Source organism: Pseudomonas sp. LRF_L74 (assembly GCF_965644255.1).
Classification (GTDB): domain Bacteria; phylum Pseudomonadota; class Gammaproteobacteria; order Pseudomonadales; family Pseudomonadaceae; genus Aquipseudomonas.
In genome coordinates, this window is the sequence record NZ_CBFFRH010000008.1 from 221,918 (window position 1) to 247,954 (window position 26,037).

Genomic DNA, 26,037 nt, shown 5'->3' on the forward strand with positions numbered 1-26,037 from the left:
GCTCACCTGGCCTCGCTGATGCGGAACAGCGGTTGCCCGCTCTCGACTTCCTGGCCGGCCTTGGCGAGCAGTGCCTCGACACGCCCCGAGACTGTGCTCCGAACCTGGTGAAACATCTTCATGGCCTCGACGATACAGAGCATCTGCCCGACTTCGACCTGATCACCGACCTGTACGAAGGCCGGCTCATCGGGGGAGGGGGTCAGATGCAGGATGCCGTAGAGCGGAGAGCGGACTTCGCTGTCCTGGTGCGCTTGGGCCTCGGCTTGCGGCGGCGTTACGGCTAGCACGTGTGCTGAGTGCTGAGTGCTTGTCTCAACGTCAGGGGTGTGAACTGCCATCGGCACAGGGGCAGCGCTGGTGTAGCGAGTCAGGCAGAGGGTGCTGCCACCTTCGCTCAGTGTCAGCTCTGTGAGATCGGAAGCCCCGAGCAGGTCGATCAGTTCTTTGATGCGGCGTTGATCCATTGCTTGGCCCTTACACAACATGGCGGGTATCACGGAAGTGGCCGAACTGTAGCCAACGCCGCCGGTGCCACGCCAAGACGCTTTATGCGTGGGGTGATAAGACGGACTTATGACGAACACCCTGTGGGTCATAAGTGTTTCCTATCCAATCATTGCAATCTCGTCTTATCGCACTGCCGATGCGATGCGTAGTTTGAAATGGCCGTCTATCAAAACGACCTGTGCAGTGCATTCTTATAACAGGCGGTGTCCATAAAATTTTCCGCTAAAACTGCGGCCTGCTATCACACATTAAATATTGGGCGCTCGGGGAAACCTTCATGATGAAATATTCAGTTGGCGTGCTAGGACTTGTCCTGGCACAGGGGACTCATGCGGCTGGATTCATTGACGACAGTCATGCCACCCTGTTGCTGCGTAACTTCTACAGTAATGTCGATAACCGTGATGGTGCGGCCGACCCTAATTACACTCAGGAGTGGGGACAGGGGGCTGTATTGAACTACACTTCCGGTTTTACCGAAGGGCCGGTCGGTTTCGGAATCGATGCTGTCGGTATGTACGGCCTGCGTCTGGACTCTGGCAAAGGGCATCACTACAACCCGACCAGTACGGCAAGTAACGGTAATATATTCCCGACTGACAGCGATGGCCGCGCGGTCCATGATTTCGCCAGTTTTGGCCCGACAGCCAAGGCTCGTATTGGCAAGACCGAGTTTCGTTACGGCACGCTACAGCCCAAGTTACCGGTTCTCGTGGCGAGTGACCGTCTGGTGTTCCAGACTTTTCGTGGCTTTCAGGTAGAGTCCAAGGACATCGAGAGTCTCACCCTGACGGCGGGTAATATCGACCGGGTGAAAGAGCGTGGGTCAACCGATTGGGAGAAACTTTCCATTGCCGGTTCCAACGCCACCGTCGATCCCGTTAACCCAACTGTCAATACCACTCGTAGTACCCACTCCAATCAATTCTTATATGGCGGTGGTAGTTACAAGGTCAATGCAGACCTGACACTTCAGTATTACTTCGCCAACCTTAAAGACTTCTATGACCAGCATTTCCTTGGCGGTGTTTACGGGGTGAATGTCGGTCCGGGTCGTTTGACCGCCGATGTGCGTTATTACAACAATAGTTCGGATGGCAAGAACGCCAACGATGTGGAGTATTACAGTACTGGTTATTACGGCGGTGGCCGTACCCGTGGTGAAGTCGACAGCCGCCTCAGCAGCATGCAACTTACTTATGCCCTGTCAGGACATTCTTTCAGTGCAGGCTATCAACAGGTCGACGGTGACAGTGACGCGGTCTGGGTCAACGAAGGGGCGGGCACGACCAGTTACTTCTTCACCGAAACCATGTCGGCCAAGTTCCAGCGTGCCGGTGAGCGCACCTGGATTCTGCGTTATGGATACGACTTCACCCAGTTGGGCGCTCCGGGGCTTACCTTCCGTGGGGCTTATTACACGGGCGACAACATCAAGACCGCCAATGGCGATGCTGGTGAATGGGCGCGTGACCTGACGCTGGGCTACGTGGTGCAGTCCGGCCCCGCGAAGGGCCTGAATACCCTGGTGCGGTACGGAATTCTGCGCTCAGGCATGCAGCGTGATACCGACGAGTATCGGGTCATCATCGATTATCCGATCGACCTGTTCTGACACAAGCTTTGCTCCTTGGGCACGTCCCGTGTGGACTTCAGCCGACGGTGGGGGCCGCTCCACCGTTTTTTGCGTTGACACGATGAATCAATGAGCTGCTGTTCCGATCTCAGTTGGAGTCGCATTAGGACTCTTGTCTGCAAGCTTCAAAACGTATCTGGTATGTTTTTGACTGTCGCGGTAATACTCCTGACTGGCAACCTTCTCTGGATGACAGGCTTCGACCGAACGACTAAATTCGAAGACCGCCGTTGATTTCTTGCAGGCAACCCTAAAAGCCCTGCCGTATCGCGTTCACACGGTGCTGACTGATAACGGCATCCAGTTCGCCAAGAAGCCAGGCACCGAGGCCTACCGAGTTCATCCATTTGACGAGTTTTGTCACCAGCATGGCATCGAACATCGGTTGACCAAGCCTTTGCATCCATGGACCAACGGTCAGGTTGAGCGGATGAACCGGACGATCAAGGACGCCACGAGCAAGGTGTTTTACTACACCTTGCTCGAGGAGCTGCGTTCGCATCTAGGGAAAGTCAGGAAGTCTTCTTCACACAGGCTACCCGGTCGAGCGACATGGGTAGGTTCAAAACAGCCTTGATCGTACAAAACAAGCCGGTGCCCACGATCCCTATGCCATTTGACGCTACCGTTGCGTGAGAGGGTGAAACTCAATGGCTTTTTGCCAATGGCGATATTGCTTGAATCGTCGGGAAAGTGAGTGCTGCAAGATGCCATAAACGCAGAGCATGTCAGCCTGTTCGGCGGGTAGTGTTTTAAATGCCGGCGCGATCAGCGGTAGCGTCGGTTCTCCAGAACAGTGAACGACAGCATGCCACCCAGCATGGCCAGCATGAACGCGATTGCTTGCCAGTGTCCTGTCAGCAGGATCGCCACGGCCGGGCCGGGACAAATCCCGGCAATGCCCCAACCGATGCCAAACAACAGGCTACCGCCGATCAGGCGTCGGTCCAGTTCGCGTTGGATGGGTAACTGCATGGGGCTGCCGAGGAGCGAACGGGATTGCCGGCGCGCCCAGGTCAGCGGGCCAATGGCCACGGCAATGGCACCCACCATGACCAGTCCCAGGGACGGGTCCCAGGCACCGGCCAGGTCCAGGAATGCCAGCACCTTTCTCGGGTTGGCCATGCCCGCCAGCAACAGGCCCAGGCCGAACAACAGGCCAGCGATGAAGGCCGTGAATTTGATCATCTTCAGCTCCCTGCTAGATGACGCAGCACAAACACCGTAAGAAAGCCGCTGAACATGAAACACAGCGTGGCAACCATCGAGCGTGGCGACAGTCGCGACAGGCCGCACACCCCATGGCCACTGGTGCAGCCCGAGCCGTAGCGTGTGCCAACGCCCACCAGGACACCGGCTAGGATCAGCCCGAGCCAGCCGCTTTGGAACTCGATCAGCGGCAGCTCGCCGAACAGGCCCCAGAGCAGCGGTGCGACGAGCAAGCCGAGCAGAAACAGGGCTTTCTCACTCACGCCTTGGCTGCCGCGCTGCAGCAGACTGCTGATCAGGCCGCTGATGCCGGCGATACGGCCGTTGCCGACGGCGAACAGGCTGGCGGCCAGGCCAATCAAGGCGCCGCCTGCCAGGGACGACCAGGGCGTGAAGTTAATCCAGTCGACAGTCATGGGGCTGCTCCAGTGCAAGTGGGGGGGGGACAGGGCCGGTTCAGGCGCAACTCGCGGGGCCGGATTCATGATCCAATCGCTTTGACCAGCAGGGCCACCGCAACCAGCATCGATACGACGGCAAACCCTCTTTGCAAGTGCGGGCCTGCCAGCCGAACCGCGATCAGGCGTCCGCTGGCCATGCCAAGCAATGCGCCCAGGGAGAACGGCAGGGCGACCGCCCACTGCAAATGCCCGGCCGCGGAGCTGGCGGCAACGCCGGACATCGACACCAGCGCAATCACCGCCAGGGACGTTGCCAGCACCGACTGCGCCGTCAAGTCGGTGTAGCGCTGCAGCGCCGGCACCATCACAAAGCCGCCGCCTACACCGAGCAGGCCCGAAAGCCCGCCCGCGACCACGCCAGACACCGTGAGCGCCCAGGCACAGGGCGCGGTCCAGTTCAGCTTTCCTCGTTGGGCGTCCAGGACGCAAGGCGGCGGCTTGGTCGCGACCGGGGCCTTGGACGCCGGCAACGACCGTTTGAATACCCGGAGCGCCACGTACATCAGCACGCAGGCGAACATGATCGTCAATGGACGATTCGGTGTGCGCTGCGCCAGCCACAGGCCCAGGGGCGAACAGACGATCCCGGCGGCGGCAACCAACAGCGCCGCCTTGTAGCGCACGGTGCCGTTCTTGAGGCCCATCACCGCACCCAGGGTCGCCGCCAGGCCAACCGCCAGCAAACCGATGGGCCCGGCCTCGGCCATGCTCAATCCGGCCCCGAACACCAGCAATGGCACCGCGAGTATGCCGCCGCCGGCACCGGTCAGGGCCAGGATCACACCCACCGTCAGCCCCAGCAGTAAGGCGACGATCATCCCGCTCTCCTTGCCTTCAACGCGGTTTTCATTGGTCGGCCAACTCGGGTTTTGCCAGCCACTCCCGGCCCTTGAGCATGCCCTTCCAATACAGCGGTGGAAGAATCCGCTCTTTGAGCAGCCAGGCCAGCCGGGAAGGGCGGGTGCCGTCGATCAGCCAGGATGGGAAGCTGGGCGCGACCTTGCCGCCATAGGTGAACTCCGCCAGGACGATCTTGCCGCGCTCCACCGTCAGCGGGCAGGAGCCGTAACCGTCGTACTGGGCGCAGCCGTTCGCCTTGCCCATGGCCGTCAACACGTTATGAGCCACCACCGGCGCCTGCTTGCGGGCGGCGGCTGCGGTCTTGGCATTGCTCGAATTGGTCGCGTCGCCCAGCGCATGAATATTTGCCCAGGTTTTATGCCGCAGCGTGGCGGGGTCGACATCAATCCAGCCGGCCGCGTCGGCCAACGGGCTGACGCGGATGAAATCCGGTGCGACCTGCGGTGGCACCACGTGCAGCAAATCGAACTCGCGGGTCACCTCGCGGGGGCTGCCATCGGCATTCACGCTGCTGAACGTGGCCGTGCGAGCCGGACCATCGACGCGGGTGAGGGTGTGGCCGAAATTCAGCTCGATCCCATAAGCGCCGACGTATTCCATCAGCGCTGGCACATAGTCGGGCACTCCGAACAGCACCGCACCGGCGCTATGGAACTCGATCTCGACGTCACTCAGCACGCCGCTGCGCTTCCAGTGATCGGCCGACAAGTACATGGCTTTTTGCGGCGCCCCGGCACATTTGATCGGCATGGGCGGCTGGGTGAAGATCGCTCGGCCACCTCGCAGTTGTCGCACCTGTTCCCAGGTATACGGCGCCAGGTGATACAGGTAATTGGAGGTCACGCCGTTACGGCCCAGGGTCTCCGACAACCCTTCGATGGCGTGCCAATTGAGCTTCAGACCGGGACACACGATCAGTTGCTGGTATTTGACCACCCGGCAGCCATCCAGAATGAGCGCATTGAGCTCGGGCTCGAACGCCGCCACCGCTGCCTTGATCCAGTGCACGCCGCGGGGGAGGGTGGCGCCCATCGTGTGCGCCGTCTGGCGCGCATCGAACACTCCGCCACCGACCAGCGTCCAGCCGGGCTGGTAGTAATGCACGTCGGCCGGGTCGATGATCGCGATGTCGAGCCCCGGATCGCGGGCCAGCAGGCTGGAGGCGGTGGCTATACCCGCCGCGCCGGCGCCGATGATGACCACGGTATGCCGGGCTTCGGCGACTTCGACCGGGGTTCGGCCCTGGTTCGCGATCCGCCGGATCACGCCTTTCAGGTCGAACCCGGCTTGCTTGGCGCTCTCGACGATGTGCGGCAGGTCGTGCCGACCGGCTTGTGACAGCGCCCACATCGTTGTCGAGCGCATCCCCGAACGGCAATAGGCCAACACGGGCTTGGGCAGCGTTTCCAGCAGCCTACCGAAGGCGACCCCTTGCTCGTCGGTGACCTTGCCCGATTCGGCGGGCAGGTAGTGGGCTTCGATACCGAGCGTGTCGGCGGTGCGTTTTATCTCGGCAAACAACGGTTGGTCACTGCCTTCGCCGTCGGGGCGGTTGCACACGATGGCGCGAAAGCCGGCTGCTTTGAGCTCAGCCACTTGGCTGGGAAAAATCTGTTCCGATACCGATAGAGCGGGGGCAAGGCGGCGCAAATCCATAAATGTCTCCGTAATGGGCATTTTTCTTATGTTTTTGGGGAGGAAGGAATCTCAGGCGACGTTGAGCGGGATTTTCAGGTAACGGGTCCCGTTCGATTCAGGTTCGGGAAAATGCCCGGCGCGCATGTTGACCTGGACCGAGGGCAGGATCAGCGTCGGCATTTCCAGCGATGCATCGCGCTTGGTGCGCATCGCCACGAACTCTTCCTCGCTGATGCCGTTACGCACGTGCACGTTGTGCTCGCGCTGTTCGGCAACGGTGCTGACGAACTGCACCTCGCGACCGCCCGGCTGGTAGTCGTGGCACAGGTACAGCAACGTATCCGCCGGCAGGCTCAACACCTTGTTGATTGACTGGAACAGCGTGCGCGCATTGCCGCCGGGGAAATCGCAGCGGGCGGTGCCGTAGTCGGGCATGAACAGCGTATCGCCGACGAAGGCCGCGATTTCGTGGCCATTGCTGATCAGGTAAGACATGCAGGCCGGCGTATGGCCGGGTGTATGCAGCGTGGTGCAGTGCAGCGTGCCGATGCTGAAGGGCTCGTCGTTCACGAACAGGTGATCGAATTGACTGCCATCGCGGGGCACATCGCTGCCGGTGTTGAACAGTGTGCCGAACACCTTTTGCACCGTCGAAATATGGCTGCCTATGCCGATTTTCCCGCCGAGCTTTTCCTTCAGGTAGGGCGCGGCTGTCAGGTGGTCGGCGTGGACGTGAGTCTCGAGAATCCACTCGACCTTCGCATTCAGCTCGTTCACTCGTGCTATCAAGCGGTCGGCGGACGTGGTGGCGGTGTGGCCGGATTTAGGGTCGTAATCCAATACGCTGTCGATGATCGCGCAGTGACGGGTGGCCTCATCCAGCACCAGGTAGCTGACGGTGTGGGTAGCCGCATCGAAGAAGCCTTCGACGTGAAGTTTGATGGGCATGAACTGTCTCCTTAGGGGGCTTTTTTAGCGAGCCGCTCAGACTAAGGACTGACATAGCAATAAGTTTGCCAGGCCGTTAATTAAGCCGGGTTGCCTAATATCTATTTGATTTTATTGTGTTTTATTTTTGTGTGTGGGCGTGTTCAGGCCTGCGTCCGGTGGATTTTTCTGCCATTGGCAGTGCCTGTTGACAGAGCTGGCAGTGCCACAACAGGATGGACGAATGGATTCTAGGAGCCATGATGAAGACATCTCTGCCTACCCCAGCCAACGCCGTCCCGCACCCTGATCAAGTGCAGTCGCTTGTTTCGTTTCTGGAGCACGAACTCAATCCGATGATCGTGCTCGATCCGGACTACAACATCCTGGCGGCCAACACTGCCTATCAGCGCCAGTTCGGCAGCGCCGACAAACCCTTTATCGGCCATAAGTGCTACCAGATCTCACATCACTACGACGTCCCTTGTGATCAGGCAGGTGAGAATTGTCCGATGAAAAAGGCCCAGGAAATGCGCGGGCCGGATCGTGTCCTGCACATCCACCACACGCCGCGGGGGCCTGAGCATGTCGACGTGGAATTGCGCCCGATCCTCGATGAGCACGGTTCTATCACTGCCTATGTGGAGCGCCTGGCCCTGGTGCGCAGCGCCTCGGCGCGCCCGAGCGACGAAGGGTTGGTCGGCTGTTCGCCGGCCTTCAACCGCGCCCTGGCGGAACTGCAACGCGTGGCGCCCTCCATGTTGCCGGTGCTGCTGCTGGGCGAGTCGGGGACGGGCAAAGAGCTGTTCGCGCGCGCCGTCCATGAAACCAGCGATCGAGCCGACGGACCGTTTGTCGTGGTGGATTGCTCCGGCTTGACCGAAACACTCTTCGAGAGCGAGCTGTTCGGCCATGAGAAAGGCGCCTTCACCGGTGCTGTCACGCGCAAGCACGGCCTGGTCGAAACGGCCCAGGGCGGCACATTGTTTCTGGATGAGATCGGTGATGTGCCGTTGGCGATGCAGGTGAAACTGTTGCGCCTGATCGAATCGGGCACCTATCGCCGGGTCGGCAGCGTCGAGACCTTCCACGCCAATTTCAGGTTGATTGCCGCCACCCACAAACCGCTGGAAAAAATGATGGAAAAAGGTGAGTTCAGGCAGGACCTGTACTACCGCATCAGCGCGTTCCCCATTCACTTGCCGCCCTTGCGCAACCGGGTCGAAGACATCGGCCTGCTGGTGAACTCATTCCTGCAGCGTCGCGGTGCCGGCAAGCGTCGGCTGACCATCGATGCCGAGGCCCTGGGCAGGCTTCAGCAGTACTCGTGGCCTGGCAACATCCGCGAGTTACGCAACGCCCTGGAACGGGCGAGTCTGTTCGCTGACGATGGCGTCATCCGGGCCAGCTATCTGCCCCAGGCGTGCGTGGCGCCATCGCCTCAGGTGGCTGCATCGACGCTGTTGGACGACAGCACGCTGGCGCAGACACTGGCGACCTTCACAGGTACCCGCAGCGAGCTGGCCAAGCACTTGGGGATCAGCGAGCGGACCTTGTACCGACGCCTGAAAAGACAAGGCCTGGCCTAGTCGCCGGGACTGACGCACGGCGACTGACAATGACTGCCACCCTGGCAGATTGGCAGGGCATTGAACGGCTATATCTCCCCGCTATTTATATTTAAATTATTGTTTTATAACGATAAAAATAAATAGCTCGCCCTTGGCATGCCCTGTGCAAATTGCATGGCATGAGCATTTCCGACAAACGCTTGCTACGCCATCTGATCACAGCGGTGCTGATTAAGCTCCTGCTGCTGAGCGTGCTGTGGTGGCTGTTCATCCGGGATTCGCACGTCAGTGTCGACCCGAACATTGTCGGCGGCCGTTTCGGTGTACCCACCTCGACTCAAGGGACAAGCAAGTGATATCAGAACACCTGGTGGATTTGTCACGGCTGCAGTTCGCAGCCACTGCGCTTTACCACTTTCTATTCGTACCGCTGACGGTTGGCATGGTGTGGCTGCTCGTCATCATGGAAAGCGTCTATGTGATGACCGGGAATGTCATCTGGAAAGACATGACGCGCTTCTGGGGCAAGTTATTCGGCATCAACTTCGCCCTGGGGGTGACAACCGGTATTACCCTGGAATTCCAGTTCGGCACCAACTGGGCGTATTACTCGCACTACGTGGGCGACATCTTCGGTGCGCCGCTGGCCATCGAGGGCTTGATGGCGTTCTTCCTCGAATCGACCATGATCGGACTGTTCTTCTTTGGCTGGGAGCGCCTGAAGAAAGAGCACCACTTGCTGGTCACGCTGCTGATGGCCATCGGTACCAACCTGTCTGCGCTGTGGATTCTGATCGCCAATGGCTGGATGCAGAACCCCGTGGGCTCGGAATTCAGTTACATCACCATGCGCATGGAAATGGTCGATTTCTGGGCGGTGGTGTTCAACCCGGTGGCCCAGGCCAAGTTCGTGCACACGGTGTCGGCCGGCTATGTCACTGGCTCGATGTTCGTGTTGTCGATTTCCAGCTGGTACTTGCTCAAGCGTCGCGATGTCGAGTTCGCCAAACGCAGCTTCCGGGTAGCGGCGGCGTTCGGCCTGGCTTCCGTGCTGAGCGTCATCGTGCTGGGGGATGAGTCGGGTTACACGGTGGGCGAGGCGCAGCAAACCAAGCTCGCTGCCATGGAAGCCATGTGGGAAACCAAGCCTGCACCGGCGGGCCTGACCTTGATCGCCAGCATCAATGAAGCCGAGTCCAGGAATAACTGGGAAGTCGATGTGCCCTGGGTGATGGGCTTGATCGGCACGCGCTCGGTCAGCAAGCAAATTCCTGGCATTCACGACATCAAAGAGAAAAACCGCGCGCGCATTCTGCGCGGTATTACCGCCGTCAATGCGCTTGAAGCCCTGCGCGCCGATCGCAACGATAAGGCCGCGTTCGAGACCTTCGAAGCGTACAAGACGGACCTCGGTTTTGGCCTGCTGCTGAAAAAGTACGTTGAAGACGTCAACCAGGCCACGCCAGCCATCATCGACAAAGCGGTGAACGATACCGTACCGCACGTGACCCCGATGTTCTGGGCGTTCCGGCTCATGGTCGCGACGGGCTTCGCCATGCTCCTGCTGTTCGGGCTGGCCTTCTGGAGCACCTTGCAGTCGGCCTGCACACGCCGCCGCTGGTTGCTGCGTTGGGCACTGTACATGCTGCCTGCGCCTTGGCTGGCCTGCGAGCTGGGCTGGTTCGTCGCTGAATATGGCCGGCAACCCTGGACCATCTACGGCGTGCTGCCCACTCACATGAGTGTCTCCACCCTCAGCATCAATAACCTCTATGGCTCGCTGGCAGGATTCGTCGCTTTCTACACCGTGCTGCTGGTGGTTGAAATGTTCCTGATGGTCAAGTTCGCCCGCCAAGGGCCCGGCAGCCTCGGAACCGGCCGTTATGCCCACGAAGCCAATCTGAAGGAACTCCACCATGCTTGATTACGTCACCCTGAAAATTATCTGGTGGGCACTGGTCGGCGTACTGTTGATCGGCTTCGCCATCATGGACGGCCACGACATGGGCGTCGGCACGTTGCTGCCCTTCGTGGGCCGCACGGACCTGGAACGCCGCGTCGCGATCAACACCGTCGGGCCGCACTGGGATGGCAACCAGGTGTGGTTCATCACCGCCGGCGGCGCGCTGTTCGCCGCGTGGCCGGTGGTGTATGCCGCCGCGTTCAGCGGGTTCTACTGGGCGATGATTCTGGTCCTATGGGCGCTGTTCTTCCGCCCGGTGGGGTTTGACTATCGCAGCAAGATTCACAACGCCAGATGGCGCAGTACCTGGGATTGGGGGCTGTTCATCGGCGGCGCCGTGCCGCCACTGGTGTTCGGCATCGCGTTCGGCAACCTGCTGCAAGGCGTACCGTTCCACTTCAATACCATGCTGGTATCGACCTACACCGGGAGTTTCTGGCAACTGCTGAACCCCTTCGCGCTGCTGACCGGTGTGGTGAGCAGTGCAATGATTACCCTGCAGGGCGGTACTTATCTGGCACACCGCACTGAAGGCGCGATCCAGGCTCGTGCCATCAAGGGCGGAATCGGCGCGGCGTTGGTGCTGCTGTGCACATTCGTCATTGCCGGCGTTTGCTTGCAATCGATCGACGGCTATCGCATTGCCTCGGTGGTGGATATCGCCGGGCTGCCGGACATTCTTGACAAGACTGTGGTACGCGAAGCAGGGGCCTGGATGGCCAACTATGGCCATTACCCTGTGTTATGGCTGCTGCCTGCGCTTGGCTTGGCGGGCGCCGCCGGTGCCGCGCTGTTGCTACTGATGCGCCGCCCACTCGCCGCGTTTGTCGCCTCGTCGCTCGCGGTGATCGGAGTGATCGGCACCGCTGGTGTGTCGATGTTCCCGTTCGTCATGCCGTCGTCGACGGTGCCTGCGTCGAGCCTGACCGTGTGGGACAGCGTGTCCAGTCATCTGAGCCTGGCGATCATGTTCTGGGCCACGTTGATTTTCATGCCGCTGATCGTGATCTACACCTCGTGGGCCTATCGCGTCATGCGTGGCAAGGTCACCGGGGCGCAGATCGAAGCCAACGAACATTCGGCCTACTAACGCCCTCAGAGGAGCAAGGACCATGTGGTATTTCGCCTGGATGCTGGGAGTCGGTTTTGCGCTGCTGCTGGCGATATTGAATGCGATGTGGGGCGAGACCGAAGCCGGTCGCACCCTCAGCGACAGTGACGAGAAACCGTCATGATCTCGCGCGTCGCCGATGCCCCGGCTGCCTCACGCCTTCACCCGCTGAGCCTGCTTGTCGCGGTCGCGATCATGCTCGTGTGTACGCTCTATCCGCCGCTGATGGCCGCCCCGGATGGGAAAGCCGACCATGGGCTGGCAACGACCTTGTTCGCGGCGATGAGCGTGGCCTTTGTGCGGGGCGTGGGGTTCGTGCCGCGTGCGCGGGTGTGGCGCTGGCTGTTCTCGGGTTGGACCTGCTGTGCGTTACTTGTAGTTGCTGGTTGGAAATTACTGCACTCCTGAGGGTTCTACCATCCCGGCACACCGCGACGGATGCGCCAGGAAAAATCCAGCGCCTGCCCCGAGGCGCGGGCTCGCGCGGTGAAATGTCCCAGACGGCGAAGCTCATCGAGGGGGTAACCGGGCTGCAGACCACCGTTATCCATGGCATATCCAGGCAGGTAGCCGGTCAACAGGAGGCGGTAATCCATCGGCAAGCCACCCACTATGCTCTGCATCATGTCGAACACGATGGTCGTGCAATTCGCCGTGACAGTGTTGTAGAAACGGGGCCGCTCGATCAGGGCGTTGGCCTGCTCCACGTAGGCAAGCAGCAGCGCGCGCATCGCCGAACGCGGCAGGTCGAGGCGATAGAGGTAGGCCTCCTCGCCGCGCACATTGGTGCGCACGCGCAGGGCATCGCGCTCGTCGGTGGCGACGATGCTCAGTTCGAACTGCTTGAAGAAACCGCCGATTTCGGAATAGGCCTCACCCTTTTCCTTGCGCACCTCCACGCTGAACGTCAGGAAGCGCCCGTCCTCGAAACCGAAGGACACCAGGATATGGGCGATGGCCGGCATACCCCAGTAGGAGGTGACGAGATCGACCGAGGCGAGTCGATCCAGGTCGTAATCACGGGTTTCCCAGGCGACCTGGTAATCCTGATCGCTGCGCCAGTCGAAGTTACGGACGTTGTCCAGGGTCAGGCGACTACCCGCGACACGCCCGCTGGCCATCTTGGCGACATCGTCCGCCCAGACGCGCTGATTGGACGGTTCGAGCGAACCCCACCAGACCGCCAGCAGGCCGAAAGACACCAGATAACCCAGCAATGCCAGGCCTGCACGCCGACGCCAGAGCAACACCAGCAGGACGCAACCGAACAGACACCAGATCCCGATCAGGCCATACACCATCGCAGCCGGCCACTGCAGGTGATAACCCAGAGCCAGGGCTCCCCAGGCACTGAGCAGGAACCCGGTCAAGGTCAACAGGCATAGCACCGCGTACCTCAGCAATTTCTGCACCGTGCTCATCGATGGCTCGCCACGGCGTTGTCGGGCGATGCGAGGTGCTGGTGCAGGATACGCCGGATTTCGACGATGGCCTCCGGGGTTTCCTGCACACTGTGCCACGAGGGCACGACCCTCTCGGATTCAGCGCCCGCCAGGTGCGCGCTGTTGTAAGGCACCACGCCATCGCTGGAAAGATCCAGCGCCAGTTCCGGAGTATGGTTGCCAATGATGCTGTGGTAGCGCACCCGGGGTGAAATGGGCAGTTCCGCAGCCGCCACCACGAAGGGGTCGCGGTTGCTGAGATTGTCGATACTGTTGAGCGGACGATCCAGGGCCACCGGCGCCGCCGAATTGGGATCGACCAGCACCTGGGCGAGCTCCTTGAAACGGCCCAGCACCGACACCGGCATGCGTACCAGACCGGCCGCCCAGCGCGACAGCCGGTTCTCGGCGAACGGCGTGCCACGGTGCGGCGAGGCGACGAACACCGCCCGGCTCACCTGCGGCAGCGGCTCGAAGTGCAGATAGGGCCCCAGGCTGGCCTTGGCTTTTTCCAGGCGCCGCCCCTGGATCGCATAACGTCCCAGCATCGCCTCCCACAGCCGGTCACCGGAGGACGAGACCATCAGCCGCGACAGCACCCCACCCATGCTATGGCCCACCAGCACCACGTCCTGGCTGGCGATGGCGGTGCCCTGGGGATCGAAATGGGCCAGGGTCTGCTCGATGGTCTGGCGAATCGCCAGGTTGTTCAACGCAATCGGCAGGTTGGTCGGGTAATACACCTGCCAGATCTGGTAGCTGCGCCGCAGTTGCTCGTCGCCGAGCACTTCGTTGGCGACGTTGATCCAGGCTTCCGGGCTGCTGGCCAGGCCGTGCAGCATGATGACGATGCGGCGATTCGGATCGTAGGGTTGCAACAAATACAGATGCGGCTTCTCCAGTACCTCGCCACGTCCCACCAGGGTCAACAGCGACTGCCGGGCGAAGCCGGAGCGGGCCAGCCAGATACCGTAGCCGGAGGTGAAGTTGGCCGCCAGCGGCGCCTGCACGCCGGCCATCTCCACACTATCCTGGCGGTAGGGGTCGAAGGCGAGTATTTCCACCTGATCGGTGGCCAGCACCTGCTCCAGGGTGTCGCCCGGGAAGCGCGCCACGGCGGTGATCGCCGGGAACGGCGTTTCGCTCCAGGCCAGTTCATCGCTGCTGCGGCTGACCACACGCTTGGCGGTAACGGCGACCAGCTCTGCGCCGAGGCCGTCGCGCCGATACTGATTACGCAAGCCGGCGAAGGACAGCGCAGCGGCGGGAATCAACTCCTTGGGCAGGACGCGACCTTCTGCCAGGCGCACGTCTTCCATTCTGCCGAAAATATTCCAGTGCCCCGAATGCAGGCGAAAGTTGCCCGCGTCATCTTCGGCCTGCGGCGGCCGTCCACGGTAGCGCTCGAACAACTCGCCCAGGGCCTGCTGCACGGAAAAATTGTAATAGTCGCGCACTTGGGTCTGTCGATCCTCAAGGGCTCGCTTATCCGGCGTACGCGCTGTGAAAAACAGATAGGCATAGGCATGCCGGGCACTTTCCAGGTAGGCATCGGTACGCGCCTCGGCGGACAGCACACTGGCGCCTTCCTGCGCCTCCTTCAGCCATAGCTCGGCGAGCGCCGACAGCCGCTGCTCGTCACCCAGACCGATCGTCTCCTGCAGCGCCCGACGACAAGCGGGCAGATCGGCGCGGCAGCGTTCCTCGTCGCTGCCGATCACCTGCAAAGCGCTGCCTGCCGACGTACTGAGGTGGCCGGTGGTCAGCACATCGCCACGGCGCAGGGCGAGGTAGTCGTCATTGCTGACCGCACTCACCTTGACTCCGGCGCAACCGGCAAGCGCCAGGGCCAGGGCCAGGGCCAGCAGTGGAACCACCGCGCACCTTGCGCGCCGAGCGGCGCAGCACTGCAAAACAGTCAAATAAATCGCGACTTGCATATCCACCACTTGATAGAACCGGCCGCTCGGCGCACCGGGAACATCCGGCAGCGCGAGTCGTCAATCGGCCTCATGCTTCGACGAGGCCCCGGGATAGAAGGTTTGAGCAGGTGCACAGGCATCCGCCGGGGGCGGGAAATATCCAATAATTAGAATGACGTGTCTAGTTTCAAAGATTGCGGCAGCCACCACCGGGTTTGCTAGGATGCGCCCCTTGTTCCCGAAGACGGCCTGCCGCCATGCCCCGCGCCTCTCGCCCCGCCTCAGCCAGTGCCCGCCTGCCGCAGCAAGCCCGTGGCCAGGCTCGGGTCGACGCCGTGCTCGACGCCTGCGCGCAACTGCTGGCCAGGCACGGCGAAGCGGCGCTGACCATGCATGGGCTCGCCCAGGCGGCGGGCACCTCCATCGGCTCGCTCTATCATTTCTTTGCCGACAAGCAGAACGTCCTGCAAGCGCTGGGCGAACGCCATCTGCTCGCCCTGCGCGAAGTCGTCACCCAGACCGACGCCATCAGCGACCAGGCCTGGCAGGCCTTCACCCCAGGACAATTGGCCAACCAGTTGCTGACCCCTTACCTGGACTACTTCACTCGCCATCCCGACTTTCTGCACCTGATCCGCCGCGTCCCCGGACAGGCGACGGCAAGTACCACCGACCAGGCACTGGAGGCGAGAATCCATGGCCTGTTCCTGCGCGTCGTGTGCCTGCGCCTGCCAATGGCCAGCCCCGAGCAGCAGCAGGCCTATGCCGCCACGCTGTTCAGCCTGCCGGTCGGCATGCTGACCCAGCAGTTGCTCGAGTACGACTCGGCACTGCGCGAACGCATCCTGCGCGAGGAAATCCCCCGCGCCCTGGAAGCCTACATCGGCGCGATAGAACTGATCGGCTGAGCATGGGGCAGCCATGAGCTGCAAGTTGCAGCGGCCCAGGCGTCCCCCAGCGCTCAGCTTCCGGCTTGAAGCTTGCGACTTGTAGCTTGAGGTAAGATAGCCGCCACTCCAGGCTCTTCACGAGACACGCCCCATGCCAGAGAGCAGCCGGAACACCCCCCGCCTGATCAAGAAGTACGCCAATCGCCGCCTGTACGATACCCATACCAGCAGCCACCTGACGCTGAGCGATATCCGCCAGTTGGTGATCGATGAGATCCCCTTCCAGGTCGTCGATGCCAAGAGCGGCGAAGACCTGACCCGCAGCATCCTCATGCAGATCATCCAGGAAGCGGAAAGCGACGGCGAACCGATCTTCTCCAGCGACATGCTCAAGGGCATCATCCGCTTCTACGGCCCCTTCCAGGGCATGCTCGGCAGCTACCTGGAAAAGAGCATCCAGACCGTCATCGACGTGCAGACCCAGACCGGCGTGCAGTCCTCCCAGGCCTGGAGCGAGTTCATGCATAAACAGGTGCCGGTGATGCAGGAACTGATGAACCAGTACGTCGATCAGTCGAAGAAGCTTTATCTCAATACCCAGAACCTGTTCGGTCTGTTCGGCACGCCGCCGTCTACCAGGCCCGATGGCAACGACGGACGTAAAAAGGATGACGACGGGCACTAGGGTCTGTTGCCGTTTCGGCGTAAGCCATGAGGACGCTTGTGGTGGCTGGCGGGTTGGCCTGGGCGCTGCTACGTTGCAGAAACAACCCTGCCCAGAGAGGCCCGTGATGTCTCAGGTCCAGCCCGAGGTGCGAGAGCTTGATCATGGCTACAGCCGCGAAACCCGGGCGCTGCTGTATCGGGTCTATCGCCAGGACCCGCTGCTGGCGCAATTGCTGAACAGTGGGCGCAGTGGCTTCGAGCGGCGCCTGCGGGCGACGGTCGCGGAACTGGTCAACTGGCACTATGCCGAGCGGCATCCCGCACTGGGGCTGTTCATCGACGACCAGATGGTGGCGGCCGCCCTGATCACTCCGCCGCAGCGTCAACTGGGCATCACCGAAAGCTGGATGTGGCGCCTGCGCATGCTGCTGCGCACGGGGCTGGGTTGCACGCGACGTATCATTGCCTATCAGGATGCGCTGCTGGAAAGGCTATCGCCGGGCCCTTATCACCAGGTGCTGCTGTTCGGTGTGGCGCCGGATCTGTCCGAGCAGAACCTGGACCCGTTGCTGTTCTCGGTGCTGCTGAACTGGAGCGCACGAGAAGGAGGGGCCCGTGGGCTGCTGGTCGACTGTTCCCGTCTGGCCCCTTCGTTCGCCTGTGAAGCGGCGGGCTTTGGCAAGGTGGCCGAACTGTCTGTCGGCGCGGTCGTCGTATGCCTGTATTTGCACCCAGCGCCCGGTTTCGAATGAATGACGTGTTAGCATTTGCGCCATGATGTATCGCCATGGATCGCGCCTTTTCCTGCTCACTACCATCCTGCTCGCCAGTGCCACCGCGGAGGCCAAGGCGTTGCTCGAGGTCCGGGTAGAGCCTGCCAGGAAGGCCCTGAAAGCCAATATCGAAGCCTTTATCGGCGACCTCGGCGAGCGTGACGAGGAGGCCCTGAGGCTGTATCGGCGCATCGCCGAGGACCAGGCCCGGCAGGCGGCCCAGGCTCTGGGTTATTACCAGGCCCGGATCGACAGTGCCGTGGAGTCCGGCCAGGACAAACAGCCACGCCTGCGCCTGCACGTGGTGCCGGGCGAGCCGGTGCGCCTGCGCCAGGTCAATGTGCGCATCGACGGCGAGGCGTCGGCCATGGCGGCGTTTCGTGTACCTCGCAGCGAGCGCCTCAAACCCGGCGCCCGACTCGATCATGGCGCCTATGAGGATGCCAAGAAACTGATCCAGAACCAGGCCCTGCGCTATGGTTTCTTCGACGGACGCTTTACCAGTCAACGGCTGGATGTCGACCCCGCAGAGGGGGCCGCCGACATCGATCTGGTCTATGACAGCGGTCGACGCTACAGCCTCGGCGAGGTCAGCTTTCATGGCGATACCCCGTTCGATGAGGAACTGCTCAGGCGCTTCATTCCGTTCAAGGATGGCGATGGCTACGACGCTGACCAGATCGCCGCTTTCAACCAGAACCTGCAGGCCAGCGGCTACTTCGCCCTGGTACGCGTCGATGCCATACCGGCCGAGGCGCAGGCGCAGCGGATTCCGGTCAAGGTCGAACTCAAGGCCGTCGAGCCGCGCACCGTGGGCCTTGGCGTAGGCTACGCGACTGACGTCGGCCCGCGGGCCAAGGCCAGTTGGACGCGGCATTGGGTCAATCCGCAGGGGCACAGCCTGGGCTTCGACAGCGAGGCTTCCCTGGTTCGGCAGAACGTCAGCGCCTGGTACCAGATTCCGCTCGATCCGCCGCTGACCGACACCTTGCGCTTCACCAGTGGCCTGACTCGGGAAGAACTGGAGGACGTGGAAAGCCGCAAGCTGAGCCTCGGAGCACAATGGCAGCATCAGTTGGCCAAGGACTGGATGCGCGTGGTTTCCCTGCGCTGGGAGCAGGAACACTACGATTTCGGCGATGGCAGCCCCGATGGCGTGAGTAACTTCCTGATGCCCGGTGTCAGCTATGACCTGTTGCGCAGCGATTCGCCCGTCGATCCGAGCCAGGGTTATCGTCTGCAGATGGATGCCGTCGTGGCCAAGCAAGGATTGGTTTCCGATGCCGATATGGTCCGTTTCAACGGCGTGGCCAAGGGCCTCTATACCTTCTCTGGTGGGCATCGGCTGCTTGGCCGGGCGCAGATCGGCCTGATCGCCACCAATGACTTTTCGGCAATCCCGCCCTCGTTGCGCTTCTTCGCGGGTGGCGATCAGAGTGTGCGTGGCTACGACTACCAGAGCCTGTCGCCGGAAGATCACCAGCACAACAAGGTTGGCGCTCGTTATCTGATGGTCGCCAGTGCCGAGTACCAGTACCCGATTGCCAAAAGCTGGCGTCTGGCCACGTTCGTCGACCATGGCAATGCCGTCGATTCGCCCATGGACGGCGGCAAGACAGGTGTGGGGTTTGGGGTGCGCTGGGTCTCGCCGGTGGGGCCGATCCGCGTGGACCTTGCCCATGCCTTGGATGAGCCCGGTGGTGTGCGCCTGCATTTCTCCATGGGGCCTGAACTGTGAGACGGGCGATCCGCTATGGCCTGGCTGGCCTCGCCGTGCTCCTGCTGATGCTGGTTTTGGCCGTTGGGCTGCTCTTGAACAGCGAGCGCGCGGGACGCTGGTTGTTACAGCAGCTTCCTGGCCTGACGGTGGAAGGCTTCAGCGGTCGCCTGGGCAGCGCCTGGCAGGCCGATCTGCTGCGTTGGGAACAGGACGGTGTGCGGGTAAGCCTGACGGCAGCGGCCTTGGCATGGTCGCCGAGTTGCCTGGTGCATGGCACTTTCTGCGTGGATGAGTTGCGTGCCAGGCAGGTCGATGTTCGTGTCGCCAGCAGCGATACGCCTGCCGAGTCTGGCCCGGTCGAACTGCCGGATTTGCAGTTACCCATCGGCATACGGCTTGGCGATGTCGAGGTGGGTGGTTTCAGTTTCGACGGCGATCGGCAACTGGCCGACATCAAGCTCCTCGCCACCTGGCAGGAGGATGGCATCGTGATCGAACGACTGTCGGTAGTGCGCGATGGACTGGCGCTCGATCTGCATGGCCGTGTGCAGCCGCAGGCGGGCTGGCCGCTACAGGCCAGCGCACAGTTGAAGTTGCCAGCGCCGGCCGCACAGGACTGGCAGGTGAGCCTCGACGCCAGCGGCGAGCTGGCGGGTCGCCTGGTAGTCAAAGGCAGCAGCAGCGGGTATCTGGTCGCGCAAATGTCAGGCGAAGTGGCTGCGTTGGCAGAGAATGTCCCCGCCAAAATACAGATCGTGGCCGATACGTTCCGGCCTGATGTCGAGCTGCCGGCGCCATTGACTTTGAAAGGGCTGAGTCTGGATGCCAGCGGTGACTTGAGCAGCGGCTATGCCGTGAATGGTCGAGCCATGTTGCCGGGGGCGGGTGGCGACGTTGCGGTTGCACTGATTGGACGCGTGGATGCCAGGGGCGCGCAAATTGGCCGGCTCGATCTCTTGGCCGCAGAGCAGCAACGGCTGAACGTCTCGGGAAACATCGACTGGCAGGATGAGTTGCAGATTTCCAGCCAACTCGATTGGCTGGATTTTCCTTGGCAACGCCTGTTTCCCCAGGACCCGCCGTCGCCGTTGGCGGTGCGCTCCCTGAAGGCGACCATGAATTATCAGGCGGGGCACTATGAAGGTCGTTTCGACGGCCAGTTCAACGGGCCGGCAGGCGAGTTCAGTGCCGGCAGCCCGGTGCAAGGTGACCTGCAACAGGTGAGCCTGCCTGAATTACAGGTCAAGGCGGGCAAGGGCAGTGTGTCCGGTCCGTTGCAGGTGACCTTCGACAACGGCATTGGCTGGAATACCCGCCTGCAGGTCGATGCGCTCGATCCTTCCTATTGGCTGGCGCAGTTGCCGGGATCGCTGGCAGGGCATCTCGAATCCCGTGGCCGTTATGCGCAAGTCCTGGAACTGATGGCGGATATCCGTCTGGAAGGGCGTTTGCGCGGCCAGACGGCAACGCTCAAGGCTCAGCTGGATGGCGCTGGCAAGGAGTGGAGGCTGTCAGCCCTGCAGGCCGATCTTGGCGATAACCATGTGCAGGGGCAGGGCAGCCTTGGACAGCGCCTGGATGGGCGCCTGCAACTGGACCTGCGTCGCATGGGGCAGTTGTGGCCCGGTCTGGCCGGCACTACAGCGGGCACCTTGCAACTGGCCGGTAGCCTGCAGGCGCCGGAAGGTCAGTTGCAGCTCAAGGGGAATGGCCTCGCTTACCAGGACCTACGAATCCATGAGCTGACGCTCTCCGCCTTGCTCGATACCCGCCAGCAAGCCACGCTCAGCCTGCACGCCAGCGACTTGGCCAGTGGTGCGAGTCGTTACGGCGACCTTGATCTGCAGGGCTCTGGAAACCGGGAGAATCAACGTCTGGCCCTGGCTTTCGAGGGTGAGATGGCCAAGAGCGTGCTTGCATTCGATGGGCGCTGGGATGGGCGCGACTGGAAGGGCCGCCTGGCCAGTGGAGAAATTACGGGTGGTGGCCAGACCTGGAGCCTGCAGCAGGTCGCACGACTGGAGCGATTCGCCGATGGTCGCCTGGAACTGGGGCGGCATTGCTGGATGTCAGGCGATGCCAGCCTGTGTGGCGGCGAACAACGTCTGCTGCCCGAGGCACGCCTGGACTACAAGCTACGCCAATTTCCCCTGGCCAGCCTGCAACCATGGCTACCCGAAGACTTCGCCTGGCAAGGTACGCTCAATGCCGATCTCGATCTGCGCCTGCCTTCGAGCGGTCCGGACGGGACGATTCGCCTGGATGCCGGCGGCGGGACCTTGCGTATGCGCCAGGAACAGCAGTGGATCGACTTCCCCTATCAGCGCCTGCAACTTGAAAGCATATTGAAACCGCAGCGCATCGACAGCCAGTTGCTGTTCGAGGGCGGCAATCTGGGGGCGCTGCAAGTCAATGCACGGATCGATCCGCGTCCCGCGCAGAAAACCCTGAGCGGATCGTTCCGCATCACGGGTGTCGACCTCTCGGTTGCACGTCCTTTCGTACCCGGCGTCGAGACCCTGGCGGGGCATCTGCAAGGCAGCGGTTCGTTGGCTGGAACCCTGCAAGCGCCTAACGTGCAGGGCGACCTGCGCTTGAGCGATGGGGCGATTGCCGGCAGCGAGTTGCCGACCCAGGTCGAGAATCTGCAGATTGACGCACGCATTACGGGTGAGAGCGCCGAAGTCAGCGGCAGTTGGCGCAGCGGCAAACTGGGGCAGGGCGGCTTGAGCGGCAATCTGGCATGGGGTGAGCAGCCGCGAGTCGACCTGGCACTGCGCGGTAATCGCCTGCCGGTGGTGGTCGAACCCTATGCCAACCTGGAGGTCGATCCGGATTTGCGAGTCGCCCTGGCCAGTGGCCGCCTGGCGCTGAGCGGCGCCGTGGCGATCCCTCGGGGCAGCATCACCGTCCGCGAGCTACCTCCGCAGGCCGTCAAGGTCTCCCCAGACGCGCGGATCGTTGGCGAAGAGGAACCGCAACGCCAGGAACTGCAGTTGGCCATGGACGTCATGGTCAATGTGGGTGAAGAGCGCCTGCGCTTTACCGGTTTCGGCCTGACCGCGGACCTCAACGGGCGTTTGCAGGTCGGTGACAATCTGGCGACTCGCGGGGAGCTGGTACTCAAGAATGGACGCTACCGCGCCTACGGTCAGCGTCTCGATCTGCAAAAGGCTCGCTTGTTGTTCGCCGGGCCGATCGACCAGCCTTATCTGGATATCGAAGCGGTCCGCAAAGTGGGCGACGTGACCGCTGGCGTTCGTCTGACAGGACGAGCGGACGAACCGCGCAGCGAAGTATTTTCCTCGCCGTCGATGAGCCAGCAGCAGGCGCTGTCCTATCTGGTGCTTGGCCGACCGATGGATGCCAGTAACGACAACAATGCGCTTGGCCAGGCGGCGCTGGCATTGGGCCTCTCCGGCAGCGCGCCACTGACCAGCGAGCTTGCCGAGCGCCTGGGCATCCAGGATTTCCAGTTGGGCGACGATGGCGCGTCCGGGCGTCTTTCAGACCGCCTGACCATCCGTTATGGTTTGGGGATCGTCGAGCCGAGCAGCGTAGTTGCGTTGCGCTACGAATTGACCAAACGCCTCTATATAGAAGCGGCCAGTGGCCTGGCCAGCTCATTGGACCTGTTCTACAAGCGTGACTTCTGAGTGCCGGCTCGCCGTAGCGGCGAGCCGGCGCCTGGCTACTTGAGCTTGTCCAGTTCCTCGTCCGGCAATGCGTAGCTGTGCTTCTCATGGGTGAACGTCGCGATCAACGCATACAGCGTGACTGCCACAACCGCGACGGTAATCAGGCCGAGGATCATCGGCTTGTCGGCGAAGGTGAAAACTGCGCTGGCGCCTTCATAGGTCGTAATGCTCATGTTCGATTCTCCCCTGGGTGATCAGGCCGGCTTGCTTTCGACTGCGACGATTGGCGTGGCGGGCTTGCTTGGCGCTGCGTCGCCATAGAGCCCGCTCCACTCCGGATAGGCCTTGGCTGGTACTTCTGTCAGATCCAGCCCGCGTTCTTCGGCGTGTGCCGGTACGCGCAGCAGGTCGGCTTTCTTCAGGACGTAGGAAATGATGTAGCCAGGAATGAACCCGAGGGAGGCCATGACTACCGCACCACCCAATTGCCCCAGGAAGCTGATTTCCGGCATGCCATTCATGTTGGGATAGCCGCTCAGGAAGACGCCACTGATGACCAGTCCGCAGAAACCGCCGAATCCATGCACGGCGAAAGCGCCCACCGCATCGTCCAGGCCAAACTTGATCAACAGATTGTTGACCAGTGGCGCGGCAGCGGACACGCCCATGCCAATCAGATAAGCCAGTCCGGGGTGGTAGAGGTCCAGGCCGGGGGCGACGGAAATGATGCCGACGAGGCCACCGGACATCATCCAGTAGGGTTCACGGGTGGTCAGGTAGGCGCCGATCAAGCCGCCGGCGAAGCCCATCAGCGTATTGAAGGAAAAGGCTGAGAGATTGGTCGGCTGGCCATAGATATTGGTCCATTGGGCGCCGCTGTTATAGATGATGCAGCCCCCCAGGAAACCGAAGAAGCCGACGATGATCAGCATCAGCCCGACCACGCTCATCGGCATGCTGTGTCCAGTAATGGCATTGGCGCTTCCGTCCGGGTTGAAGCGGCCGATACGGGCACCGAGGTTGATCACCACTGCCAGGGCGAAGAAGCCGGCGATCATGTGCACGCAGCCAGCCGCGCCCACATCGTGGAAGCCCCATTGCACGGTCAGCCAGCCCTCCGGATGCCAACCCCAGGAAGCTGCGAGCAGCCAGATGGCGGAACCGAGAATGACCGTCATGATGATGAATGCGCTCATGCGCGCTCTTTCTATGATTGCGCCGGAAAGAATCGACCCCGTCGTGGCGGCGAATAGCGCGAAGGCGCCCCAGAAGATCCCGGTCGCGTTATCGGTGATGTTCGGTCCCATGGCCTCGGACCAGGGCATCGCAGCCATCAAGGCATCCATGCGCGGAACGATGCCGTCCGGGAAGGCGTTGTAGATGGCCCAGCCGAAGAGAAAGAACGTCGGTACGATGAAGCCGAACGCGAGAATGTTCTTGACCCCGGCCGCCAGTGCGTTCTTGAGACGCGAGGCACCGATCTCGTAAGACAGGAAACCGGCGTGAATGCAGATCATCAGCGCCGTACACCACCAGTAGAAAATCTCCATATTGAGGGTGTTGGTCATCTCGATGAGCTTTTGCAACTCTTCCAGCGTGGGTGTGGGCTGTTCCATTGCTGAATCCTCGACGCAGTTTTTGATATTGGTTCGTGAGGCAGGTCAGGCGTGCTGGCGCTTTATCTTGCTTTTTATTAGTGGGCATAAAAAATTCCCCAAAATAAAAGGCAAGCCTTGTGCCAGTCGACAAAGGCCAATTTCATCAAGGAGTTAGCGTGATACAGAAAAAATGGAGGCGCCCTTTTTAGGTTCACGGGCGGGGCGAACGCTTGAAATGAGGGCGCATGGCACCTTGGCAGGTGCCATCGTCGTCAAACGAGAGCGAATACCGCTGAAGCGACAATCGCCAAGAGCGCTATGGCCAGGCAAGCAACCAGCAAGCGATTTTTTCCGGCTGGTTTTGCCATTGCGATACCGGCTGCTTCTACGGTTTGGCTGATCGATTGAGGCTCTTCTCGCTCAATTGCTGGCGATACGGAAGGTCGCTTGGCGACTGGAACGAAAACGGTTGCCGCCTCTTCCTTGGCAGGTTGAACCTGTACCTTTGGACCTATGACCAGAAGCGTTATCGGCCCAAGCTTGATCTCGTCTCCTGAGTGCAGCACGGCGGTGCTGACTTTTTCTCCGTTGACCAGAACACCGTTGGCTGAGGCCAGGTCTTTCACTTCCAGCACATTGTTTATAAGGAAAAACTCGCAATGTCGCCTGGACAGCTCCGCATTGCTGAAACACAGCTCGCATTTCTCCGAGCGGCCGAAGGTCATGGAACCACTGATATGGAACTTGCGCCCTTCGTGTTCGCCTCGCATGACCTGAAGGAACCAGCGTTGCCCGATGTTTTGCGCTAGGCCATTGGCTCTGCTGGTATCGAGCAGTTCCAGTTCGGCATGCCCGATACGCAGTAGATCGCCGGCACGCAACTGGTATCGGTTGGTTATCCGCTTACCATTAGCAAAGGTTCCAAGCTGACTGCCGCAGTCGCTCAGGTAATAGAAGTCCTGCTCCCGACGGAGCTCGGCATGAAAGGCGCTGATGCCCTCATCGTTGATAACCAGGCTATTGCGAACGTCTTTACCTAGGGTGAAGCGTTCGTCGACCAGCCATATAGGGGGTTGGCGATTATCGCGAAATTGGAGTTTCAACATGCGGTGATGCCCCTTGCATCGCTTCGGCTATTCGACTGGCGTGCATGCGCCAGTATTTTGATGGCGGCGAGCATAATCTGGCTGCTTGTACTGGTGAAGAGGTGAGGGCGCTTTACTGTGTGTGTTTTGACACATTTTAAAGTCGCCAGTGTGAGACCAGCACCATCTTCAGTAGCGCGGAGTTGAGTTGCTTGGCATGAATATTTCCGATTATTGAAAAAGGAGTTGACGCCAGGATTGTGGTGCCTATAAATCGCGCCACTTCCGGCGCGGCCTGATCTTAAAACTCCTTGTTAATCAGTTGGTTGTAGGTGTTTTCAGGTTGCACGGACGGCGAATTCGAGTAGAATGCGCCGCGCTGGCAGGGTGGTGGTTTGATCCTGTTGGTGGTTCGG

General features: G+C 61.2%; 23 protein-coding genes and 1 pseudogene. 13 read left to right on the plus strand and 11 right to left on the minus strand.

Going from position 1 to position 26,037, the window contains the following annotated elements; all coding sequences use genetic code 11:
* Positions 1 to 2: 2 nt before the first annotated feature.
* Positions 3 to 467 carry an acetyl-CoA carboxylase biotin carboxyl carrier protein gene (accB, locus tag ACSZPK_RS20740; RefSeq protein WP_437883427.1) on the minus strand — a complete coding sequence of 155 codons (465 nt, stop codon included), beginning with the start codon at positions 465 to 467 and terminating at the stop codon, positions 3 to 5.
* Between the two features lie 320 nt (positions 468 to 787).
* On the opposite strand from accB, the gene ACSZPK_RS20745 reads away from it, so the two are divergent.
* Positions 788 to 2,125 carry an OprD family porin gene (locus ACSZPK_RS20745; protein WP_437883428.1) on the plus strand — a complete coding sequence of 446 codons (1,338 nt, stop codon included), beginning with the start codon at positions 788 to 790 and terminating at the stop codon, positions 2,123 to 2,125.
* A gap of 256 nt (positions 2,126 to 2,381) precedes the next feature.
* Positions 2,382 to 2,651 (plus strand): annotated as a pseudogene (locus ACSZPK_RS20750) (integrase core domain-containing protein); the annotation flags it as partial.
* Between the two features lie 263 nt (positions 2,652 to 2,914).
* On the opposite strand, the gene ACSZPK_RS20755 reads toward ACSZPK_RS20750, so the two are convergent.
* From ACSZPK_RS20755 to ACSZPK_RS20775, 5 genes are all read right to left on the minus strand, one after another.
* Positions 2,915 to 3,334 (minus strand): DUF6691 family protein, encoded by a 420-nt coding sequence (locus tag ACSZPK_RS20755; protein WP_437883429.1) that lies wholly within the window; start codon positions 3,332 to 3,334, stop codon positions 2,915 to 2,917.
* 2 nt (positions 3,335 to 3,336) lie between these two features.
* On the minus strand, positions 3,337 to 3,771 hold the full coding sequence (locus tag ACSZPK_RS20760; protein ID WP_437883430.1) for a YeeE/YedE family protein: 435 nt from the start codon (positions 3,769 to 3,771) through the stop codon (positions 3,337 to 3,339).
* 65 nt (positions 3,772 to 3,836) lie between these two features.
* Positions 3,837 to 4,634 (minus strand): sulfite exporter TauE/SafE family protein, encoded by a 798-nt coding sequence (locus ACSZPK_RS20765; protein WP_437883431.1) that lies wholly within the window; start codon positions 4,632 to 4,634, stop codon positions 3,837 to 3,839.
* A gap of 28 nt (positions 4,635 to 4,662) precedes the next feature.
* Positions 4,663 to 6,333 carry a TIGR01244 family sulfur transferase gene (locus ACSZPK_RS20770; RefSeq protein ID WP_437883432.1) on the minus strand — a complete coding sequence of 557 codons (1,671 nt, stop codon included), beginning with the start codon at positions 6,331 to 6,333 and terminating at the stop codon, positions 4,663 to 4,665.
* Positions 6,334 to 6,384: 51 nt separating this feature from the next.
* Entirely contained in the window at positions 6,385 to 7,263 is an 879-nt protein-coding gene (locus ACSZPK_RS20775; RefSeq protein WP_437883433.1) for an MBL fold metallo-hydrolase, read from the minus strand.
* 242 nt (positions 7,264 to 7,505) lie between these two features.
* On the opposite strand from ACSZPK_RS20775, the gene ACSZPK_RS20780 reads away from it, so the two are divergent.
* From ACSZPK_RS20780 to ACSZPK_RS20805, 6 genes are all read left to right on the plus strand, one after another.
* Positions 7,506 to 8,831, plus strand: a complete 1,326-nt coding sequence (locus ACSZPK_RS20780; RefSeq protein ID WP_437883458.1) for a sigma-54 interaction domain-containing protein — start codon at positions 7,506 to 7,508, stop codon at positions 8,829 to 8,831.
* A gap of 161 nt (positions 8,832 to 8,992) precedes the next feature.
* Positions 8,993 to 9,169 (plus strand): cytochrome oxidase putative small subunit CydP, encoded by a 177-nt coding sequence (cydP, locus tag ACSZPK_RS20785; protein ID WP_437883434.1) that lies wholly within the window; start codon positions 8,993 to 8,995, stop codon positions 9,167 to 9,169.
* Positions 9,166 to 10,737 (plus strand): cytochrome ubiquinol oxidase subunit I, encoded by a 1,572-nt coding sequence (locus ACSZPK_RS20790; RefSeq protein WP_437883435.1) that lies wholly within the window; start codon positions 9,166 to 9,168, stop codon positions 10,735 to 10,737. Before cydP ends, ACSZPK_RS20790 begins: the two co-directional genes overlap by 4 nt.
* Positions 10,730 to 11,866, plus strand: a complete 1,137-nt coding sequence (gene cydB, locus ACSZPK_RS20795) for a cytochrome d ubiquinol oxidase subunit II (protein WP_437883436.1) — start codon at positions 10,730 to 10,732, stop codon at positions 11,864 to 11,866. The genes ACSZPK_RS20790 and cydB overlap by 8 nt, the downstream gene beginning before the upstream one ends.
* A gap of 22 nt (positions 11,867 to 11,888) precedes the next feature.
* Positions 11,889 to 12,011 (plus strand): cytochrome bd-I oxidase subunit CydX, encoded by a 123-nt coding sequence (gene cydX, locus ACSZPK_RS20800; protein ID WP_437883437.1) that lies wholly within the window; start codon positions 11,889 to 11,891, stop codon positions 12,009 to 12,011.
* Complete coding sequence (locus ACSZPK_RS20805) at positions 12,008 to 12,295, plus strand: cyd operon YbgE family protein (RefSeq protein WP_437883438.1); 288 nt, start codon at positions 12,008 to 12,010, stop codon at positions 12,293 to 12,295. Before cydX ends, ACSZPK_RS20805 begins: the two co-directional genes overlap by 4 nt.
* A 5-nt stretch (positions 12,296 to 12,300) precedes the next feature.
* Here ACSZPK_RS20805 and ACSZPK_RS20810 read toward each other — a convergent pair whose 3' ends face one another.
* Together ACSZPK_RS20810 and ACSZPK_RS20815 are read right to left on the minus strand one after the other, a co-directional pair.
* Positions 12,301 to 13,308, minus strand: coding sequence for a lipoprotein N-acyltransferase Lnb domain-containing protein (locus tag ACSZPK_RS20810; RefSeq protein WP_437883439.1), 1,008 nt, complete (start codon positions 13,306 to 13,308; stop codon positions 12,301 to 12,303).
* Positions 13,305 to 15,206, minus strand: a complete 1,902-nt coding sequence (locus ACSZPK_RS20815) for an esterase/lipase family protein (protein ID WP_437883441.1) — start codon at positions 15,204 to 15,206, stop codon at positions 13,305 to 13,307. The genes ACSZPK_RS20810 and ACSZPK_RS20815 overlap by 4 nt, the downstream gene beginning before the upstream one ends.
* 302 nt (positions 15,207 to 15,508) lie before the next feature.
* Between ACSZPK_RS20815 and ACSZPK_RS20820 the strand changes: the two genes are divergently transcribed.
* From ACSZPK_RS20820 to ACSZPK_RS20840, 5 genes are all read left to right on the plus strand, one after another.
* A complete protein-coding gene (locus ACSZPK_RS20820) occupies positions 15,509 to 16,159 on the plus strand; it encodes a TetR/AcrR family transcriptional regulator (RefSeq protein WP_437883442.1) in 651 nt (216 codons plus the stop codon).
* Between the two features lie 133 nt (positions 16,160 to 16,292).
* Positions 16,293 to 16,826: a polyhydroxyalkanoate synthesis repressor PhaR gene (phaR, locus tag ACSZPK_RS20825; RefSeq protein WP_437883443.1), complete on the plus strand. Its 534-nt coding sequence runs from the start codon at positions 16,293 to 16,295 to the stop codon at positions 16,824 to 16,826.
* Between the two features lie 106 nt (positions 16,827 to 16,932).
* On the plus strand, positions 16,933 to 17,559 hold the full coding sequence (locus tag ACSZPK_RS20830) for a GNAT family N-acetyltransferase (RefSeq protein ID WP_437883444.1): 627 nt from the start codon (positions 16,933 to 16,935) through the stop codon (positions 17,557 to 17,559).
* Between the two features lie 22 nt (positions 17,560 to 17,581).
* The gene (locus ACSZPK_RS20835) at positions 17,582 to 19,318 is read left to right on the plus strand and encodes an autotransporter assembly complex protein TamA (protein ID WP_437883445.1); all 1,737 of its coding nucleotides are present in this window, start codon (positions 17,582 to 17,584) and stop codon (positions 19,316 to 19,318) included.
* Between the two features lie 47 nt (positions 19,319 to 19,365).
* Positions 19,366 to 22,956, plus strand: a complete 3,591-nt coding sequence (locus ACSZPK_RS20840) for a translocation/assembly module TamB domain-containing protein (protein WP_437883459.1) — start codon at positions 19,366 to 19,368, stop codon at positions 22,954 to 22,956.
* Between the two features lie 35 nt (positions 22,957 to 22,991).
* On the opposite strand, the gene ACSZPK_RS20845 is transcribed toward ACSZPK_RS20840, so the two are convergent.
* From ACSZPK_RS20845 to ACSZPK_RS20855, 3 genes are all read right to left on the minus strand, one after another.
* A complete protein-coding gene (locus ACSZPK_RS20845; protein WP_437883447.1) occupies positions 22,992 to 23,171 on the minus strand; it encodes a hypothetical protein in 180 nt (59 codons plus the stop codon).
* A 21-nt stretch (positions 23,172 to 23,192) separates the two neighbouring features.
* Positions 23,193 to 24,554 carry an ammonium transporter gene (locus ACSZPK_RS20850; RefSeq protein ID WP_437883448.1) on the minus strand — a complete coding sequence of 454 codons (1,362 nt, stop codon included), beginning with the start codon at positions 24,552 to 24,554 and terminating at the stop codon, positions 23,193 to 23,195.
* A 254-nt stretch (positions 24,555 to 24,808) separates the two neighbouring features.
* Positions 24,809 to 25,642, minus strand: a complete 834-nt coding sequence (locus tag ACSZPK_RS20855) for an FHA domain-containing protein (protein WP_437883449.1) — start codon at positions 25,640 to 25,642, stop codon at positions 24,809 to 24,811.
* Positions 25,643 to 26,037: the final 395 nt, after the last annotated feature.